12 protein-coding genes are annotated in these 18,012 nt (G+C 66.2%); 8 read left to right on the top strand and 4 right to left on the bottom strand.

The genetic code is table 11. From position 1 onward, the window contains the following. Positions 1 to 347: 347 nt before the first annotated feature. Positions 348 to 1,703, bottom strand: coding sequence for a replicative DNA helicase (gene dnaB, locus QZ149_RS03390; RefSeq protein ID WP_291449879.1), 1,356 nt, complete (start codon positions 1,701 to 1,703; stop codon positions 348 to 350). Positions 1,704 to 2,044: 341 nt separating this feature from the next. Here dnaB and QZ149_RS03385 point away from each other — a divergent pair, with 341 nt between their 5' ends. The 5 genes from QZ149_RS03385 (at position 2,045) to rplI (ending at position 5,495) form a co-directional block, all read left to right on the top strand. After that, complete coding sequence (locus QZ149_RS03385; RefSeq protein ID WP_291449878.1) at positions 2,045 to 3,418, top strand: MATE family efflux transporter; 1,374 nt, start codon at positions 2,045 to 2,047, stop codon at positions 3,416 to 3,418. 328 nt (positions 3,419 to 3,746) lie between these two features. Then, a complete protein-coding gene (gene rpsF / locus QZ149_RS03380) occupies positions 3,747 to 4,037 on the top strand; it encodes a 30S ribosomal protein S6 (RefSeq protein ID WP_291449877.1) in 291 nt (96 codons plus the stop codon). A 32-nt stretch (positions 4,038 to 4,069) separates the two neighbouring features. Then, entirely contained in the window at positions 4,070 to 4,678 is a 609-nt protein-coding gene (locus QZ149_RS03375; RefSeq protein WP_291449876.1) for a single-stranded DNA-binding protein, read from the top strand. 94 nt (positions 4,679 to 4,772) lie between these two features. Next, a complete protein-coding gene (rpsR, locus tag QZ149_RS03370) occupies positions 4,773 to 5,015 on the top strand; it encodes a 30S ribosomal protein S18 (protein WP_003791435.1) in 243 nt (80 codons plus the stop codon). A gap of 21 nt (positions 5,016 to 5,036) precedes the next feature. Then, positions 5,037 to 5,495, top strand: coding sequence for a 50S ribosomal protein L9 (gene rplI, locus QZ149_RS03365; RefSeq protein ID WP_291449875.1), 459 nt, complete (start codon positions 5,037 to 5,039; stop codon positions 5,493 to 5,495). Between the two features lie 426 nt (positions 5,496 to 5,921). Here rplI and QZ149_RS03360 read toward each other — a convergent pair whose 3' ends face one another. The 3 genes from QZ149_RS03360 to QZ149_RS03350 form a co-directional block, all read right to left on the bottom strand. Beyond that, on the bottom strand, positions 5,922 to 8,432 hold the full coding sequence (locus QZ149_RS03360; protein ID WP_291449874.1) for a transglycosylase domain-containing protein: 2,511 nt from the start codon (positions 8,430 to 8,432) through the stop codon (positions 5,922 to 5,924). A 143-nt stretch (positions 8,433 to 8,575) separates the two neighbouring features. Then, positions 8,576 to 10,042, bottom strand: a complete 1,467-nt coding sequence (gndA, locus tag QZ149_RS03355) for an NADP-dependent phosphogluconate dehydrogenase (RefSeq protein WP_291449873.1) — start codon at positions 10,040 to 10,042, stop codon at positions 8,576 to 8,578. Positions 10,043 to 10,217: 175 nt separating this feature from the next. Further along, entirely contained in the window at positions 10,218 to 11,744 is a 1,527-nt protein-coding gene (locus tag QZ149_RS03350; protein WP_291449891.1) for a CCA tRNA nucleotidyltransferase, read from the bottom strand. Between the two features lie 210 nt (positions 11,745 to 11,954). On the opposite strand from QZ149_RS03350, the gene QZ149_RS03345 reads away from it, so the two are divergent. Genes QZ149_RS03345 through QZ149_RS03335 form a run of 3 tightly spaced genes read left to right on the top strand, consistent with a single transcriptional unit; the run spans position 11,955 to position 17,996 of the window. Further along, positions 11,955 to 12,425, top strand: coding sequence for an NUDIX hydrolase (locus QZ149_RS03345; RefSeq protein ID WP_291449890.1), 471 nt, complete (start codon positions 11,955 to 11,957; stop codon positions 12,423 to 12,425). Further along, complete coding sequence (locus QZ149_RS03340) at positions 12,418 to 14,904, top strand: DUF6049 family protein (protein ID WP_291449872.1); 2,487 nt, start codon at positions 12,418 to 12,420, stop codon at positions 14,902 to 14,904. The genes QZ149_RS03345 and QZ149_RS03340 overlap by 8 nt, the downstream gene beginning before the upstream one ends. After that, on the top strand, positions 14,901 to 17,996 hold the full coding sequence (locus QZ149_RS03335) for a lipid II flippase MurJ (protein WP_291449871.1): 3,096 nt from the start codon (positions 14,901 to 14,903) through the stop codon (positions 17,994 to 17,996). The genes QZ149_RS03340 and QZ149_RS03335 overlap by 4 nt, the downstream gene beginning before the upstream one ends. Positions 17,997 to 18,012 lie beyond the last annotated feature (16 nt).

The raw sequence follows: 18,012 nt of genomic DNA, 5'->3' as shown, positions 1-18,012 counted from the left end.
ACCCGGCGGCACCAAGTACCGCCCGATTGGAGGCCTCCGCGCGGCCTTCAGTGCCTGGTCCCACTGGTGTGGAGGGCGCCGGAGGACAGGGCTGCGATGCCCGTGGGTGGCAGCAGGGCCAGGCCAAGTACATGCACACCAAGTACCGCCCGATTGGAGACCGCCGCGGGGCCTGCAGGGCCTGGCCGGGCTTCGAGACGACGCGCCGAGCGAAGCTCGCGGCGCGGACGGCGAGCGGGCGGGCAGGCCCCGCGGCGGTCGGAGATCAGGCGGCCGGGCCCGAAGGCGCCCGGAACACCGGCGGAGCACACCAAACAGCCCGATCCAGCAAGCGGGCAAGCCGCCCCTTACTCTCCGCCGACGCCGGGTTCTGGGCGTCCCGTGTAGTTGACGAAGCGCGCCATGTCGCCCTGGAAGAGGGCGATGACGGTCGCGGTCGCGCCCGCGCGGTGCTTGGCGACGATGATGTCGGCTTCGCCGGGGCGGTCTTCCTTGTTGTAGTAGTCGGGGCGGTGCAGCAGGATAATGATGTCGGCGTCCTGTTCGAGTGAGCCGGATTCACGCAGGTCGCTCATCATGGGTTTGCGGTCGGTGCGGCCCTCGGAGTTTCGGTTCAGCTGTGAGACTGCGATGACTGGGATGTCGAGGTCCTTGGCCAGGAGCTTGAGGTTTCGCGACATCGCGGAGACTTCCTGCTGGCGCGACTCGACTTGGCGGCCGCTTGTCATGAGCTGGAGGTAGTCGATGACGACGAGGCCGAGGTTTTCCTGTTGCTTGAGGCGGCGGCACTTCGAGCGGATTTCGGAGATGGTGATGTTCGCGGAGTCGTCGACGAATAGGGGGGCTTCGCTCATGCGTGAGGTGGTTTCGGCGACCTTGCGCCAGTCGACGTCGCTCATCTTGCCGGCCTGCATCTTGGATAAGCGCACGCCGGATTCGGCGGAGAGCATTCGCATTGCGATTTCCTGCGAGCTCATTTCCAGTGAGAAGATCAGCGAGGTGATGCCGTGCTTCATGGAGGCGGAGCGGCAGAAGTCCAGGGCGAGCGTGGACTTGCCCATGGCGGGTCGGGCGGCGACGATGATCATTTGGCCGCCGTGCAGGCCCTGGGTGAGTTCGTCGAGGTCGGTGAAGCCTGTGGGTACGCCGTTGAGTTTGCCTTTGTTCTTCTCGATGTCTTCGAGCGTGTTGAGGACGTCTGAGCTCATCTGGTTCATGGATACGTAGTCGCTGGTTTCGCGTCCGTCGGAGACGGCGTAGACCTCGGCCTGGGCCTGGTCGACGATTTCGTCGACGTCGCCGCCGGCGTCCGCGTAGCCGAGCTGGACGACGCGCGTGCCCGCGGTGACGAGGCGGCGCATGATGGCGCGTTCGCGCACGATGCGCGCGTAGTAGGCGGCGTTGGCGGCGGTGGGGACGGAGGCGATGAGGGTGTGCAGGTAGGCGGCGCCGCCCACCTTTGAGAGGACGCCTGCGCGCTTGAGTTCGCCGGCGACGGTGATCGCGTCGGCGGGTTCTGCGCGGCCGTTGAGTTCGACGATGGTGTCGAAGATGGTCTCGTGGCTGGGCTGGTAGAAGTCCTGGCCGCGCAGCATTTCGGAGACGACGTTGGCGGCCTCGGTCGTCAGCATCATGGACCCGAGGACGCTCATCTCCGCGTCGATGTCCTGCGGGGGGACGCGGTCGAACTGGTCGTCGGGCATCGTGATCCTCTCGGGGCTGTGGGTGTGCGGTGACGAGGCCTGGGCCGGGTTCTCGGGGTTGCTCGCGCCCGGTGAGCCTGTGGATACAGAGCCGTCAGGCGAAGACTAACGCGTCGTCGGCAATCGCGCGACCGGCGCTGTGCACGGGCATGTGCACATATTGTGGATAACCTGTGCGCAACGCCGATTGTCCCTGTGTACAAAGAGTAATGACCGCCCTGTCAGGGCAGATATGCTCATCACAGTCACATCATTGTGATTCATTGGGGCGTCTAGAATTTCCATGTGCACAGTTATCCACAGGCCTGTGCACATGTTGTGGATAAGAAGTGGAGCGTGTAATGAGCAGTAATCGTGACTGGGTGAACCAGATGTCGGGTGACCCGGATGAGGCCACCCCGGCCTCGTCGATGCCGACGATCACGACGGGCAAGATCCTCGCGCTGGCCTTGCCGTCGCTGGGCGCGCTCATCGCCGAGCCGCTGTTCACGATCATCGACTCCACGATGGTCGGTCACCTGGGCACGCCGCAGCTGGCGGGCCTCGGCGTCGCTTCCACCGTCTTGAACACGGCGGTTGGGCTTTTTATCTTCCTGGCCTATTCGACGACGTCCCTGACGGGGCGTCACCTGGGGGCGGGTCGGCGTGACCTGGCGCTGCGCTCCGGGGTCGAGGCCATGTGGCTGGCTGGAGGCATCGGCGCGGTTGCCGCGATCCTCCTGGCCGTCTTTGCTTCTCCCCTGCTCACCTGGCTAGGTGCTGACGCTGCGACCTTGCCGCACGCCCTGGCCTACCTGCGTTTTTCAGCGCCGGGCCTGATCGGCATGTTCGTCGTCCTGGCGGCCACGGGTACCCTGCGCGGGTTCCAGGACACGCGTACTCCGCTGATTGCGGCCTCCGTGGGCGCGGCCTTCAATGCGGTGGCGAACTGGGTGCTCATGTACCCGCTCGGGCTGGGGGTCGCCGGGTCGGGTCTGGGTACGGCGCTCACGCAGACGCTCATGGCGCTCTTTCTCGGTGGGATCGTCGCTCGATCCGCCCGCCGCGAGGGTGTGAGCCTCAAGCCCTCCACGTACGGACTTTTCGCCTCGGCCGCCGAGGGGACCCCTCTCCTCATCCGAACAATCGCGCTGCGCGTCGCTCTCCTCGCGACCCTGAGCGCCGTCACGTCGATCTCCACCCAGGCCCTGGCCGCGCACCAGATCGTGTGGACCCTGTGGAGCTTCGCTGCCTACGTCCTCGATGCCCTCGCGATTGCCGCTCAAGCACTGGCCGGCTTCGCGTCGGGCACGGGCCGGCGCGGCGCCATGCAGCCACTCCTCCGCACCCTGAGCCGCTGGGGGCTCGGCTTTGGCGCGGTCGTTGGCGTGGTGCTCGCCCTCACCGCACCGTGGATGAGCCGCATCTTCACAACCGACTTGACAGTCATCGACTACGCGACCACCGCGATCATCGTCAGTGCATTCTTCCAGCCCGTCGCCGGCTACGTATTCCTCCTTGACGGTATCCTCATCGGGGCGGGCCACGGGCGTTACCTGGCCGCAGCCTCCCTCCTCAACCTCGCCGTGTACGCGCCCGTCCTGTGGCTTATCGCCCATTCTTCCGTACTCGCCAGCTCCCCCGCGCTCGCCCTTGCGCTCGTCTGGCTCGCCTACTCCGCGGTGTACACAGGCATGCGGGCCTTCACCAACGGGTACGCGGCGCGCACGCTCTGAACTCTGATCTTCGACGAGGCCTGGGTGGGCTTCGTCCCTCGCGCCCGATTCGCACTGCTGCGGGTGTCCAGCGGAGGCGGCCCAGGCCTCGTCCCCGACCGAGGCATCGGCGCGCTCAGCGGCACCGCTTGAGCGGCCACGGCCTCGTACTGAGGACCCAATCGTGACCGGAAACGCCCTGGCGAACAGGCACCCGCCCGTGTAAAATAAGCAGCTGGACTGTCCGCACCCGTGGACGGCCCAGCAGGCCCCTCCCAGGGGCCATACGCAACGCCCTCCTGTCACGGACCGTCCGTGACCGCAGAGACCATAGGAGGTGGGAACCAACGTGCGTAACTACGAACTGATGGTGATCCTCGATCCTTCGATCGACGAGCGCACCGTCGCCCCCACGATGGAGAAGTACCTGGCACCCGTGGCTGCCAATGGCGGCTCCGTCGAGAACGTTGACATCTGGGGCAAGCGTCGCCTTGCTTACGAAATCCTCAAGCGTTCTGAGGGCATCTACGTCGTCATCGACATGACCACGACCCCCGAGGTCGCTCTCGAGATCAACCGCCGCATGGGCATCGACGAGACCATTCTCCGTACGAAGCTCCTGCGCCCCGACGCTCACTGAGCCGACACCACCCCTAAGCCCGAGGAGCCGACATGGCCGGAGATACCGTCATTACCGTCATCGGTAACCTGACCGCCGACCCCGAACTGCGGTGGACGCAGTCCGGTGCCGCGGTCGCCGATTTCACGGTGGCCTCCACCCCCCGAACCTACGACCGTAACGCCGGTGAGTGGCGCGACGGCGACACCCTCTTCATGCGCTGCTCCGTGTGGCGCGATACCGCAGAGAACGTCGCCGAGTCGCTGCGCAAGGGCATGCGCGTCATCGTTCAGGGTCGCCTCACCCAGCGCTCGTACGACACCCAGCAGGGTGAACGTCGCACGGTCGTTGAGCTGCAGGTCGACGAGGTCGGCCCCTCCCTGCGCCGCGCACGCGCGCAGGTCACCCGCACCGCCCCCTCCGGTGGCGGCGGCTACCAGTCCGACAACCGCGGCCAGCAGCAGGGCGGCTACCAGCAGGCAGCCTCCCAAGGCGGCGGTTACGGCGGTGGCCAGCAGGGTGGATACGGCCAGGGCGGCACCAACTACGGTGCCCAGGGTGGCGCCAACTACGGCGCCCCGACCGGCGGCTCCCCCGAGGACCCGTGGCGCACCACCCCTTCCGGCGGCTCCACGTCCTTCGGTGACGAGCCCCCGTTCTAAAGTCGCGCGCCCCGGCCCCGTTGCCGGATAGCGCCACGTCGAAGACACAACGCTTGGGGCGGGATTGCCCGCCCGGATTCACTAGGAGACCATCATGGCGAAGCCCCAACTTCGCAACAAGCCCATCAAGAAGAAGGCCAACCCGCTGAAGTCGGCCAAGATCGAGAAGATCGACTACAAGGACACCGCTCTGCTGCGTAAGTTCATCTCGGACCGCGGCAAGATCCGCGCCCGCCGCGTGACCGGTGTTTCCACGCAGGAGCAGCGCAAGATCGCTCGCGCCGTCAAGAACGCGCGTGAGATGGCTCTGCTGCCCTACTCCACGACCGGCCGCTGATAAGGGAAGGACACAGCTGATATGGCTACCACGAAACTGATCCTCACCCACGACGTTCCGAAGCTCGGCCACGCCGGCGAGGTCGTCGAGGTCAAGGCTGGCTACGCCCGCAACTACCTGGTCCCCCGTGGCTTCGCCACCAAGTGGACCGCTGGTGCCCAGAAGCAGATCGACCAGATCGCCGCTGCCCGCCGCCGTCACGAGATCGCCACGATCGACGACGCCCGCGTCGTGCGCGACACGCTGCAGGCCGGTGTCGTTGAGATCACCGCGAAGGTCGGCAACTCCGGCCGCCTCTTCGGCGCTATCTCCGCTGCTGCGATCGCCGACGCGGTCAAGGAGCAGCTGGGCCAGACCATCGACCGTCGTCGCGTCATCATCGCCTCGCCCATCAAGGCTGCCGGCGACTACACGGTGACCGTCGGCCTGCACGCCGAGGTGTCCGCGAACCTGCGCGTCCGCGTCATCGCCAAGAAGTGAAGGCTTCACGCATCGGTTGAATGACTGAAGGGTTGGCCCCCGCTCGAACGAGCGGGGGCCAACCCTTTGTTTGTTGCGTTGTTTGTCGCGCGCGGGGCGGGCGGCATTGCCGTGCACTCGCATGCTGGGTCCCGTTGAACACTCATGCGGATACGTTGTTCACTCATGGATAGGTTGTGGCTTCGCGGATAGGTTGTCGGCCTATCCGCATGCTCGTAACCTATCCGCACCGTCGTTTCCTATCCGCGAATGTAGCCCCAGAACACACGCTGAGCGCCTGACACGCATGCGGATACCCGTAGAGGCATCGGCGGTTCACGAGGGGCGCTCAGGAGCGTCCCACAGGCGTCCGACAGGTACGAGTGCGGGTCCCGAGGAACTCCTCGGGACCCGCACTATGGGACTACCTACGCGGCAGTAGCAGTCTCATCGAATGTTGCCGCCGCCGTTGTTTCCACCGTTAGCGCCGCCGTTGTTTCCACCGTTGCCGCCGCCGTTGTTTCCACCGTTGCCGCCACCGTTAGTGCCGCCGTTGTTTCCGCCGTTGCCGCCACCGTTGTTTCCACCGTTGCCGCCACCGTTGTTTCCACCGTTGCCGCCACCGTGGTTTCCACCGCCGCCGTTGCCGCCGCCGTTGCCGCCGCCGTTGCCGCCGTTGCCGTTGCCGTTGCCGTTGCCGTTGCCGTTCCCGTTCCCGTTCCCGTTCCCGTTCCCGTTGCCGTTCCCGTTGCCGTTTCCGTTTCCGTTGTTGGAATCCCTGGTCGGCTCATCGGAGGGAACTCCCGACTGAATCGGGTTGTTCTCAGGCTCGTTCGAAGACTGCGGGGTCTCGATCGTGCTGGTGGGGAGCGGGATGGGCGAGTAGTTCTGACCCGGGCGGTTCGACTCGACCTTCCAGGTGAAGTCGCTGCCCGACAGATTCTTCGTCACGGGCTTCATGTACTTGATCCACACGTCCACCGGCCAGTCGCCGCCATGGAAATGGTCGAGGCCACCAACGTCGTCCAGGGGCACCGAGTTACCGAGTTCATCCGACTGGTACATGGACACGGCCGTGACCATGCCGGGTACGAAACCAATGAACTGTGCGGACAGCTGGTCGGAGGACGTACCGGTCTTGCCGGCGGTCACCAGGCGATCAATCGCCGGGTCGATATTGTTCGCGGTACCGTCGCCCTTCGTGACGGCCTCGAGGGCCGGCATGATGGACGACACCTCTTCGACATCGAACACGCGGACTGGATCCACGTCGCCGCTGAAGAGCAGCTTGTTGCGGGAATCCTCGACCTTCTTGACGATGTGTGCGCTGACGCGCTCGCCGCCGTTCGCGATCGTCGAGTAAGCGGTCGCCAGGTCGATGTTGTGCGGGGACGCTGACCCCAGGACGTTCAGAAGTTCATCGGTCAGGCCAAACGTATCCTCGGGAATACCCGCGTCGACCGCAGCCTGGAGAGTGTTCTTAGGCCCCACGTCGTCGTTGAGTGCCACGTAGGCCGTATTCATCGAATACTCGGTTGCACGCACCAGCGTCACGTTGTCGAAGGAATAGCCACCATCGTTCGTGACGGCCGTGTCCAGGCCTTCGAAGTACTGCGGTGACTTACCCGAATAGATGTCGTACACCGAGCCTCCCAGGCGCGCATTGGCCAGCAGGGCGAAGGGCTTGAAAGACGAACCCGCCATCGCGATGTCCTGCGTGACCGCGTTCTGCTGACGCTCCTCGAAATCCGGACCCGCGTACTCGGCGAAGATCTCACCAGTGGCCGGGTCCATGGAGGACAGTGCGACGTGCTGGTACTTGGGGTCCCAGCCGCGGACCTGGTTCATGGACTCGGCGGCCTCGACGGCCTGATCCTGGTAGTCCTTGACGATCGTGGAGGTGATGCGCAGGCCGCCCTGGCTGATCTTGTCCTCATCGAACTGGCCGGAGGCCAGCAGCTCGGACTTAACCTGGGCCATCAGGTAGCCGTTAGTGCCGGACATGGACTCGCTGTTGAGCGTGTCGGGGTCAATCGTCTCGGGGAAGACCGCCGCATCCCTCTGGGCCTGCGTGATCCAGCCGTCCTCCAACATGAGGTTCAGGTCACGCTCCCAGCGCTCCCTCGCCTTCCCGGGGCTGATGGCGGGGTCCCACGCGGAGGGCGCGGGAATGACCGCGGCAATCAGCGCGGCCTCGGACAGGGTCAGGTCGGCTGCACCATGGCCGAAGTAGGCCTGCGCGGCAGCGTCGATGCCGTAGGCACCACGACCGAAGTAGATCGTGTTCATGTAGGCCCCAATGACCTCGTCCTTGGACTTCTCACGGTTGATCTTGAGCGCGAGCACGGATTCCTTGAGCTTGCCACCGTAGGTATCCGTGGTCTTACCGACGAAGTATCGCTCAACGTACTGCTGGGTGAGGGTCGATGCGCCCTGCCGCGCTCCGCCCCGCAGATTATTGACGAGCGCTCGGAGGATACCCTTAACGTCAACGCCGGAGTTCGTGTAGAACGTGCGGTCCTCGGAAGCGACGATCGCCTTGGACACGTAGTCGGGTATTTTGGTCGTGTCGACGATCTGCCTGTTGATCTCGCCGAGGCTACCCATCTCGGTCGTGCCGTCCGCGTAGTAGACGGTCGTCTTCTGCGCGAGTGCCAGGTCAGCCGGCGCAGGCACACTGAGTGTGTTGTACAGGTACAGGAACACGGCCATGCCGACGATGAAAAAACCCAGGAAGATGGTCAGTATTCCGAAGCCGATGCGCTTGGCCCATCGGAAACGCTTCTTCTTAGGACTCTTCTTATCGCTCGGCGAGGCCGTGGCGGCCTTCGTCGATGAGCCGGAGGCATGCGCAGAATGCGACGGGCGACGCGGGGGCAGGTGTTCCTGCCCGGACGCGCTCTGGCTGCCCGGTTCGACGTTGCCGTTCCCGTTGTTCTGTCCGTTGCTAGTCGCCACGTGTTCGCCCTTTCAGCGGATTGTTGTACCTCTAGGTTAGCCGGGTTTCCTGAAAGTTCCCCATGGAATGGGCACAAACACGTTGGGGTGGGTGCGTGTGATAGCGTACCCACCCCCGGATGTTTTCCGTCAGTACCCCCTGATCAGGACCACTGTTCCTCGGGACGACCATCGACTGCCCACAGGGTGTGGAACACACCCTCCTTGTCTACCCGGTGGTAGGTGTGGGAGCCGAAGAAGTCGCGCTGACCCTGGATGAGGGCGGCGGGCAGGCGCGTCGCGCGAATCTGGTCGAAGTAGGCCAGGGACGAGGCGAACACGGGGATCGGAACGCCGGCGAGGGCTGCCTGGGACACGACGCGGCGCAGCGCGGGCGTGCACTCCTGGAAGCGGGTCGCAAACGGCTCGGCGGCCAGCAGCAGCGGCAGATCCGGATCGGCCTCGTAGGCGCGGGTGATGTCGTCGAGGAAGGCGGCGCGGATGATGCAGCCCGCGCGCCAGATGCGAGCCAGGGCACCCTTGTCGATGCCCCACTCGTACTCGGCAGCCCCGGCCTCGATCTCGTCGAAGCCCTGCGAGTAGGCGACGATCTTGGAGGTGAAGAGCGCCTGGCGCACGTCCTCGATGAACGCAGCCCGGGCCTCGTCCGATTCGATGACGAGCGCGGAGGCGTTGCCCGCGAGCGTCTGCCCGGCTGCGCGCTGGGCGGGCTCGGAGGATGCGCCGCGCGCGAAGGTCGCCTCGCCGATCGCGGTGACGGGGACGGCCAGGTCGAGGGCGGTCTGGACCGTCCACTTGCCGGTGCCCTTCTGTGAGGCAGCGTCCATGATGAGGTCGACGAGGGGCTTGCCGGTCTCGGCGTCCACCTGGCGCAGGACCTCGACGGTGATCTCCATGAGGTAGGAGTTGAGCTCGCCCTCGTTCCAGGCGGCGAAAATGTCGGCGATCTCGGCTGGTGTCGCGCCCAGGCCCTCGCGCAGGAGGGTGTAGGCCTCGGCGATGACCTGCATGTCCGCGTACTCGATGCCGTTATGCACCATTTTCACGAAGTGGCCGGCGCCGTTCGCGCCGATGTACGTGCAGCAGGGCACGCCGTCGTAGGTGCCGGCGATGGCCTCGAACATGGGGCCGAGGCGGTCGTACGAGGCCGGGGTGCCGCCGGGCATGATGGAGGGACCCCACAGGGCACCCTCCTCGCCGCCGGAGACGCCCGCGCCGACGAAGTGCAGGCCACGCTCGGCGGCCCACTTCTCGCGGCGGATCGTGTCGGTGAACAGGGAGTTACCGCAGTCGACGATGATGTCGCCCTCGTCCATGAGGTCGGCGAGCTGGCCCATGACGGCGTCCGTCGAGGGGCCGGCCTGGACCATCATGATCGCGACGCGGGGGGTGCGAAGCGATGCGACGAAGTCCTCGAGCGTGGAGGCGGGCACGAAGGTGGCCTCGTCCCCGTGCTCGGCCATGAGCTTGTCGGTGCGCGCGGGCGTGCGGTTAAAGACGGCGGTCGCGTAGCCGTTGCGAGCCAGGTTACGGGCGAGGTTCGCGCCCATGACTCCCAGGCCGTACACGCCGATGTCGGCGGAGGCCTTCTCGGGGGTAAACGTGCTCATGCGGTGACTCTCCTAACGTATAGGTCAGTTATCACCAGAGTACGTCCGTGGCAGGTGGGGGTGCACCGCTCGCGGGCGTGAGGATGGTCGCGCCCGCTCCACTGACGAGGCCGCTCACCGCCGCACTCACCGGCGCGCTTACGTTTCGGCGGGGCTGTGCGCGGGGTCTGCGAGTCTAGTCCTGGGCCTGTCGGGCGGCCTTCGCGGCGGCCTTGCGGGCCTTCTTTTCGGCGACCTTTGCTTCCCAGCGGGCTTGCTGCGCCTGGTATTCCTCGGCCAGGGCGCGCACGTCGTCGGAGGCCCACCACTCTAGGAGCGCCTCGCGGGCTGCCTCCTCGCCCAGCGGTCCGCGCTCCATGCGCAGCTCCAGCAGGTAGTCGCGGGCGATCTTGACGGCGCGCGAGGGGCGAAGCCCCAGGATGTCCATGATCTGGTCACCGTCGAGGTCGGGGCGGATCGCGTCGAGTTCCTCCTGTTCGCGCAGGGCGGCGATGCGGGCCTCGAGGTCGTCGTAGGCCGACGACAGGAAGTTGGCCTTGCGACGGTTGCGGGTCGTGCAGTCGGCGCGCGTGAGGCGGTGGAGGCGTTCGAGCAGGTCGCCCGCGTCGGCCACGTAGCGGCGCACAGCGGAGTCGGACCATGCGGCCTCGCCGTAGCCGTGGAAGCGCAGGTGCAGCGCGACCAGCGTGGACACGGCCTCGATTGTCGCCTTGTCGAAGTGCAGGGCCTTCATGCGCTTGCGCGTCATCTTCGCGCCCACGATCTCGTGGTGGTGGAAGGACACGGTGCCGTTCTTCTCGAAGCGGCGGGTCGCCGGCTTGCCCACGTCGTGCATGAGTGCCGCAAAGCGCAGGACGAAATCGGGGGCGGGCACGGGGCCGTCCGGGCCGGTCTCCAGGTCCATGGCCTGCTCGACGACAGTGAGGGTGTGTTCGTAGACGTCCTTGTGGCGCTTGTGCTCGTCAACCGTGGAGACCAGTGCGGCGACCTCGGGCAAGACGATATCGGCGACGCCCGTGTGCACCATCAGCTCGATGCCGCGGCGCGGGTAGGGCGAGATGATGAGGCGCTCAAGCTCAGCGCGGATGCGCTCAGCGGACACGATCTCCAGGCGCGAGGCCATGGTTTCCATGGCGTTCATGACGTTCAGGTCCACGTCAAGGCCCAGCTGGGCGCTAAAGCGCGCGGCGCGCATAATGCGCAGCGGGTCGTCGTCGAAGGACTGCTCGGCGGACACGGGGGTGCGCAGGTTGCCGTCCGCGAGGTCCGTCAGACCGCCGCAGGGGTCGACCAGGGCCATCTGCGGCAGGCGCATCGCCATCGCGTTGACTGTAAAGTCGCGGCGCGTCAGATCACCTTCGAGTGTGTCGCCGAAGGTCACCTCGGGCTTGCGCGACCCGATCTCGTACTCGTCGGTGCGATACGTCGTCACTTCAACGACCACGTCGCCGCGGCGCCCGCCGATCGTGCCGAACTCCTTGCCGATGTCCCACGTCGCATTGCCCCACTGGGCCAGCAGTTCCTCGGTGCGCTCGGGACGCGCGGAAGTCGTCATGTCAAAGTCGTGCGGAGTCACACCCAGGAAAGCATCGCGCACCGGTCCACCGACGAGCGCGAGTTCCTCCCCGGCCTCGTCAAAAATCGTGCCGAGTTCCATAATTGCGGGCGGAAGTGCCGCGAATGTCTTCGTGGCGTTGGCCATGAGGGTAGGAATGTCCGTCGTTCCGGCATTTTGCGCGGTCACGGGGCCCTTGATCGGGGAAGCTGACTGGGTACTCATCGCCTCTAAGCATGCCAGGAAAGCGCCCTAGCCGACTACCGGGGGCCGCCCACCGGCTAAAGTAGAGTCATGCCTGCACGTTCAGTTGACCGCCGATCCGGGGCTCCTAGACCCCCGCGTCGGTCTGCTTCCATGCGCGCGGGCCGCTCTCACTTGCCGATTTCCGCGGAAACCAGCGCAGGCGGTATTGTCGTGGACGTGCGTGACGGAATTCCCTATGCAGCGCTTATCGCGCGACGCAATCGAGCGGGGCGTATCGAGTGGTGCCTGCCCAAGGGTCACCTGGAGGGCTCCGAGACCCCGCAGCAGGCGGCGCTGCGCGAGGTCGCCGAGGAAACCGGCATCCACGGGCGTATCATCCGCCACCTGGCGTCGATCGACTACTGGTTTTCCGGCAACGACCGCCGCGTCCACAAGGTCGTTCACCACTACCTAATGGACTACGAATCCGGTACGATCACCGTTGATGGAGATCCTGATCACGAGGCCGAGGCCGCCGCATGGGTTCCCCTGCGCGACGTGTCGCGTCAGCTGGCCTACCCCAATGAACGCCGCATCGTGCGCATCGCCCTCGACCTGCTGTATCGGGATAGCCGTGGCTAGGCGCGGCAGGTGGGTCGCCGCCCTGTGCGCGGCGCTGATGGTTCCGCTCGGTCTCTTCATTCGCGAGGCCGGGGCAATTCCCGTACATTCGGCGACGTCCGCGCAGGATCAGTCGCGCCCCTCCGTGATGGGCACTGTGTCCGCAGATTCGGGACTCTCGGTATCGATTGACTCTCTGTCGCCTCGGATCATTACGACCGAGGAAGAAGTCGTTATTTCTGGCACGATCCGCAACGATTCGCCGACGACGCTGGCCTCCGTCTCCGTCGAGGTGTTCGTCGCTAACGAGACACCCATCTCCATCTCGTCGATGACGACACAGCTCAGCGAGGACGAACCCGACGCCACGCATGCCGCTTCCTCGACGCTGACCGACGTACGCCGCAGCGTGACCACGCCTTTTGAGATTCGTATCCCCACCTCCTCCCTGCCGCTGACCGACACCGAGGAGTGGGGGCCTCGCGTCACGACCGTCACTGCGACCTCCGGCGACTTCTCCGGCAAGGACCGCACGATCCTCGTGTGGGACTCCGGCGCGCAGGTCTCCCCCTCCCGCGTGTCGGCGGTAGTTCCCTGGACCTCAGGAAACGCCGCGTCAACCCAGGCCGAGCGTTCCGCGGTCCTGACCCTGGCCGGGACCTCGGGCGTCACCCTCGCCGTCGATCCTCTCCTGATCCCTCGCGGCCCCCAGCCCACGACCAAGCACAGCCCCTCCCCATCCGCGTCCGTGTCTGTGACCGACGATGAGGCACAGTCGGAGGGACAGTCGGGGCAGTCGGGGCAGTCCGACGCCCCCACGGCCTCGCCGAGTCCGTCCGCCTCCGCCGCACCGACGCCCGCGCCCACCGCGACCGACCCGGCACAGCGCTCGCGCGACCTCCAGGCCGAGGCCTTCGTGTCCTCGTTCATGTCGACTGCCTCCGAGATCATCGCCCTGCCCGACGCCGATGCGGATCTCGGGGCCCTCGCGCTGTCCGGCAACACCGGCTTCTGGGGCCTGGCCTCCGAATCCATCGACGCTTTCCCGGGCACGCCGCGCGCGGCCGGCTGGGTCGCGCCGAGTCACGCCCACAATCCCGACGCTCCGAGTCCCTCCGCGACCCCGTCGACATCCCCCACGGCCTCGCCGTCGGCATCCGCGACGCCGAACCCGACGCCCTCCGCGACCGGTCCGAGCGGAACCATGACTTCCAAGCCCGACTCGGGTCCCACGATCCTGCGCAACGTCGGCTGGCCCGATGATGCAACCTTCGGCACAACCTTCCTGTCGAACTTCGCTGCGGCCGACCAGATCGCCATCGCCCCGGCCTCGGCACTGACCCCCACTGACGAGGTCCCCTTCACCTCCATGGCGCGCGTCAACGTCAACCCGACGACCGGTGAGACCTCGACAAACGGGACGGGCGCGCACATCCTCGCCCAGCAGGCAGACATCTCCTCGATCCTGTCGTGGAATGCTTCCGGCGGCGACGCGCTCGACGCCGAGCAGGCCCTCACCGCCATCACGGCGATCATCACACGCGAACGCCCCTCCACCTCGCGCACCCTGTTCGCGACGGCAGCGCGCGGAACCACCATCAACGACCGCCTCTCCAGCCGTGCCAGCGCGCTCTTCTCCCCGCGCTGGGTCACCGCCACGAGCTTCACGGACATGGCCACCAGCGAACCCACAGACGTCGAGCGCGCCACCGTCGGCACGGGCACCCTCGCCGACGACACGGCAACCGCCATCACCGAGATGTCGACCTCGCTGACGCTGCTCATTCCACTGGCGAACGCAACGGACGACCCCGACGCGGTCTTCGACTCGGTCACGCCCCAGGTCCTTCCAGCATTGACTGCCGGGCGCACCCCCTCCGAGCAGCTGGACTCCGCGACCGCCATGACCAGCCAAGTGACGACCATGCTATCCTCGGTGACCGTCGAACCCTCCTCGGCGGTCAACCTCATCAACAAGTCCGCGAACTTCCCCGTCCTGATCCGCAACAACCTGGACTGGCCGGTACGCGTCGACGTCACCCTCATCCCCGACGACCCGCGACTGCGTGCCACCCCCGCACAATCCCAGCTGCTGGCCGCGCGCGGTGCCACCACGGTCGAAGTGCCCGTCGGCGCGATCGGCAGTGGCGACATCGAAGTCACCTACAAGGTCACAACCCCCGACGGCCACATCCTGGACGACTCACAAACCGTTTTCGTGCGCATGCGCGCCGGCTGGGAAGACGCAATCACCGCGGTTATCGCCGCGCTCTTCGGCCTCCTGTTCCTCGTCGGCATCACGCGTTCGATCCGCGGGCGATCCAGGCGTAAGGCCGAGGCCTCCACTGCTTCCGGGAGTACCGACGAACCCGTCGGCTCAACCGAGGCACCCCAGGGGGCATCCGCCCCCGAGACACACCCCGAGGACCCAGAGAAGGCCTCGGACACCGCAGACGAGAACACTGACTCGAAGACCGCCACGACGAAGGAGACCCCATGAGCTCGAAAACGCCAGGCCGATCGATCCTGAGGGCATCGGCGCTGATGGCGTCGGGAACCATGGTGTCGCGCATCCTCGGCTTTATCCGAAACGCGATGCTGATCGCCGCAGTCGGCGCCACCGCAGGCGGCGTGGGCGCGGCCTTCCAGACCGCCAACACGCTGCCCAACACCGTGTTCAACCTGCTTGCCTCGGGCATCTTCGACGCGGTGCTAGTTCCCCAGATCGTCGGCGCGATCAAGCGACGTAACGACGGTGACACCTACGTGAACCGCCTGCTGACGCTCGCTGGCACGGTCCTGTTCGTCGTCACCTTCATCACGATGGTGCTCGCGCCCCTGCTCGTCATCATCACGGCCGCCGGCTACACCGAGGACATCCGTAACCTCGCGATCCTCTTCGCGCTTCTGTGTCTGCCGCAGCTCTTCTTCTACGGCCTGTATAACCTGCTCGGCGAACTCCTCAACGCCCGCGAAATCTTCGGCCCCTACATGTGGGCACCCGTCGTCAACAACGTCGTGGGCATCGCCGGCCTCGCCCTGTTCCTGGGTATCTGGGGCGGTGCCCCCAACGGCGGTATCCCCGCAGGCGACATCACCTCAGCCCAGTTCTGGGTCTTGGCTGGCTCGGCGACCCTCGGCGTCATCTGCCAGGCCCTGTGTCTGCTGTGGCCGATGCGTCGCGCGGGCATCTCTTTCAGGCTGGACTTCCACTTCCGCGGCACCTCCTTCGGCTCAATGCCGCGCGTGGCCGGCTGGACGTTCGCGACCCTTGGCGTCTCGCAGGTCGGCGTCCTGTCGACCAACAACCTGGCCGCGATGGCCGACGGCTTCATCGGCCGCAACGGTACCCAGGGCGGCGTCGTCGGCATCCTCGCTTATTCGACGGCGTTCATGATCTTCATGGTCCCCCAGTCGCTCATCACCGTGTCCCTGACGACCGCAATCTTCACGCGCATGGCCGGTGCCGTCGCCGACGGCGACGACCGGGCGGTGGCCGACAGCTACCATCTGGGCGTCCGCACAATCACGTCGCTGACCCTCGTGGCCGCGGCCATGCTCATGGCCGGCTCGGTGCCCATGATGGAGATCGCGATGGCCGCCAAGGGCGGGGATCCCGAGGCTGTGACAGCCTACGCCCTCGTCCTGACTTCGCTGATGCCCGGCGTCGCCTCCACGGGCATGGTCCTCATGAGCCAGCGCGTCTTCTTCGCCTACGAGGACGTCAAGCCCGTGTTCCTCATGGGTATTGGCCCCACGATCATCCAGGTAATCGTGGGCTGGTCCCTGTACGCGGTGACCGGCGCGCGCTGGTGGGTTATTGCTGCGTCCCTGGGCGAGACGGTCTGCCGTCTCACGCAGGGCATCATCGCCGTCGTGTGGGTCTCCCGCGAGAACCGCTACGTGGATCGAGTGGGCCTGCTGCGCTCCTACGTGTCGTTCCTGGTGGCCGCCATCGTGGCAGGTATCGTCGGATTCGGTGTCCTGTCCCTGATGGGCATCCACACGGATACTTCCTCGACCCTGGCACGCATGGGTATCGCCGCTGTCAAGCTCGCCATCGTCTCGACGATCACCGGCGTCGTGTACCTGGTATTCCTGCGCTTCGTTTCTCCACACGAATCCGCGACGATGATGCGTCCCCTCCTGACCCGCTTGCGCGTCCCCACCTCTGTGGTGAACATCCTGGCAGCGTCTTCTACGCCGACCGCTGACGGAGCTGCGATAATGGTGTCAAACGCATCCGACCAGACGGAGGAATCGATGGCCCCCACGCCTGAACCGACCGGCGACGAGAAGAAGATGCCGTCGTTCGACGAGGTCGTTGACCCCTCGCCGATCCCTGCGCCTCCGGCGAGTCCCTCCCCTGCCTCGGAAGACGCCTCCGTTCCGCCAATTCCAGATGCTCTGCCGACCCCCGCGCCCGTCGTAGCTCCGGCCATCGCACCCGCGACGCAGGCTCCTGCCGTGAACCCGGGTTTCATCGAGGCAGTGGTCGCGCCCGCTGTCGATGCCGTCGCTGAAGCGACGGATGCCGCCAGCGCGCAGCCGATCCCCGAGACCTCGGCTGAGGTCGGCGTCAAGCCGGTGAGTGACAAGGCCGCGGACGCGGCCGAGGTTCCCGCCACCGCCTTCCCGGTCGCTCCCACGCCACCCAAGTCCACCGCCAGCGGCTACGAACGCGAGGGTGCCGTCTTCCAGACGGACTTCCCGCACCCGGAGCCGCTTACCGATGCGCCCTCAACCCACCAGATCCCGCGCATCCAGCCGCTCGCACCCGAGCCGCCCGCCTCTGCGAAGATCCCTGACGGTATGCACGCCCCCGCTGACGCCACGGCAGTGATCCCCCCGATCACCGCCGCTGTGGCCGCCCGGGCAGCCGCCCAAGCCGAGCAGCAGGCCACTGAGGCTGCCCCGACCTCGTCAGATGAGAAGAAGACACCCGAGAGCTCCGATCAGCTCATCGACCCGACGAAGCCCGCGCTGATCTTTGGTGTCATCGTGTTCCTCTTCGGCGCGATCTGGGGTCCGTGGATGGCGACCCGCCCGGTCACCGACCTCAATCTGGCACAGTCGCTGCGCGAGGCTACCACGCAGGTGCAGTCTGACAACACTCCCGCGCCAAACCTGACGACCACTCCCCCGCCCGCGCCCTCCGTGACGCCCGTGATCTCCTCCGTGCAGGTCCTGTCGTGGAACAACGACGACGGCGACCACCCGGACCGCGCGATCAACATGATCGACTCGAACCCGTCGACGTCGTGGAGTTCGCGCTGGTTCGATAACAATCAGTTCCGCGACGACACCTCCGTGACCATCGTCGTCAAGCTGCAGCAGAAGGCCACCGTGTCCTCGGTGACCCTGCACATGGATTCAGCCACCTCCGGCGGCGAGCTCGTCGTGCGTAACATCACCGATCCGACGAAGCCGCGCGAGGGAACAGAACTGGCCACCTCGTCGTTGTCCCCGACGACGACGATTACACTGCCCCAGCCCGTCGAGACCGACTCGATTGCGCTGCAGTTCCGCTCGATGCCCAAGGGCCAGGACGGACGCAACTGGGCGTGGATCTCCGAGCTCACCGTCCAGTAACCCTGAAGGAGGGTAC

The organism is Actinomyces sp. ICM47 (assembly GCF_905369875.1).
In the GTDB taxonomy this organism is placed as follows: domain Bacteria; phylum Actinomycetota; class Actinomycetes; order Actinomycetales; family Actinomycetaceae; genus Pauljensenia.
Note: the sequence above shows the minus strand (reverse complement) of the source record. Positions and strands in the feature narration are given on the sequence as shown.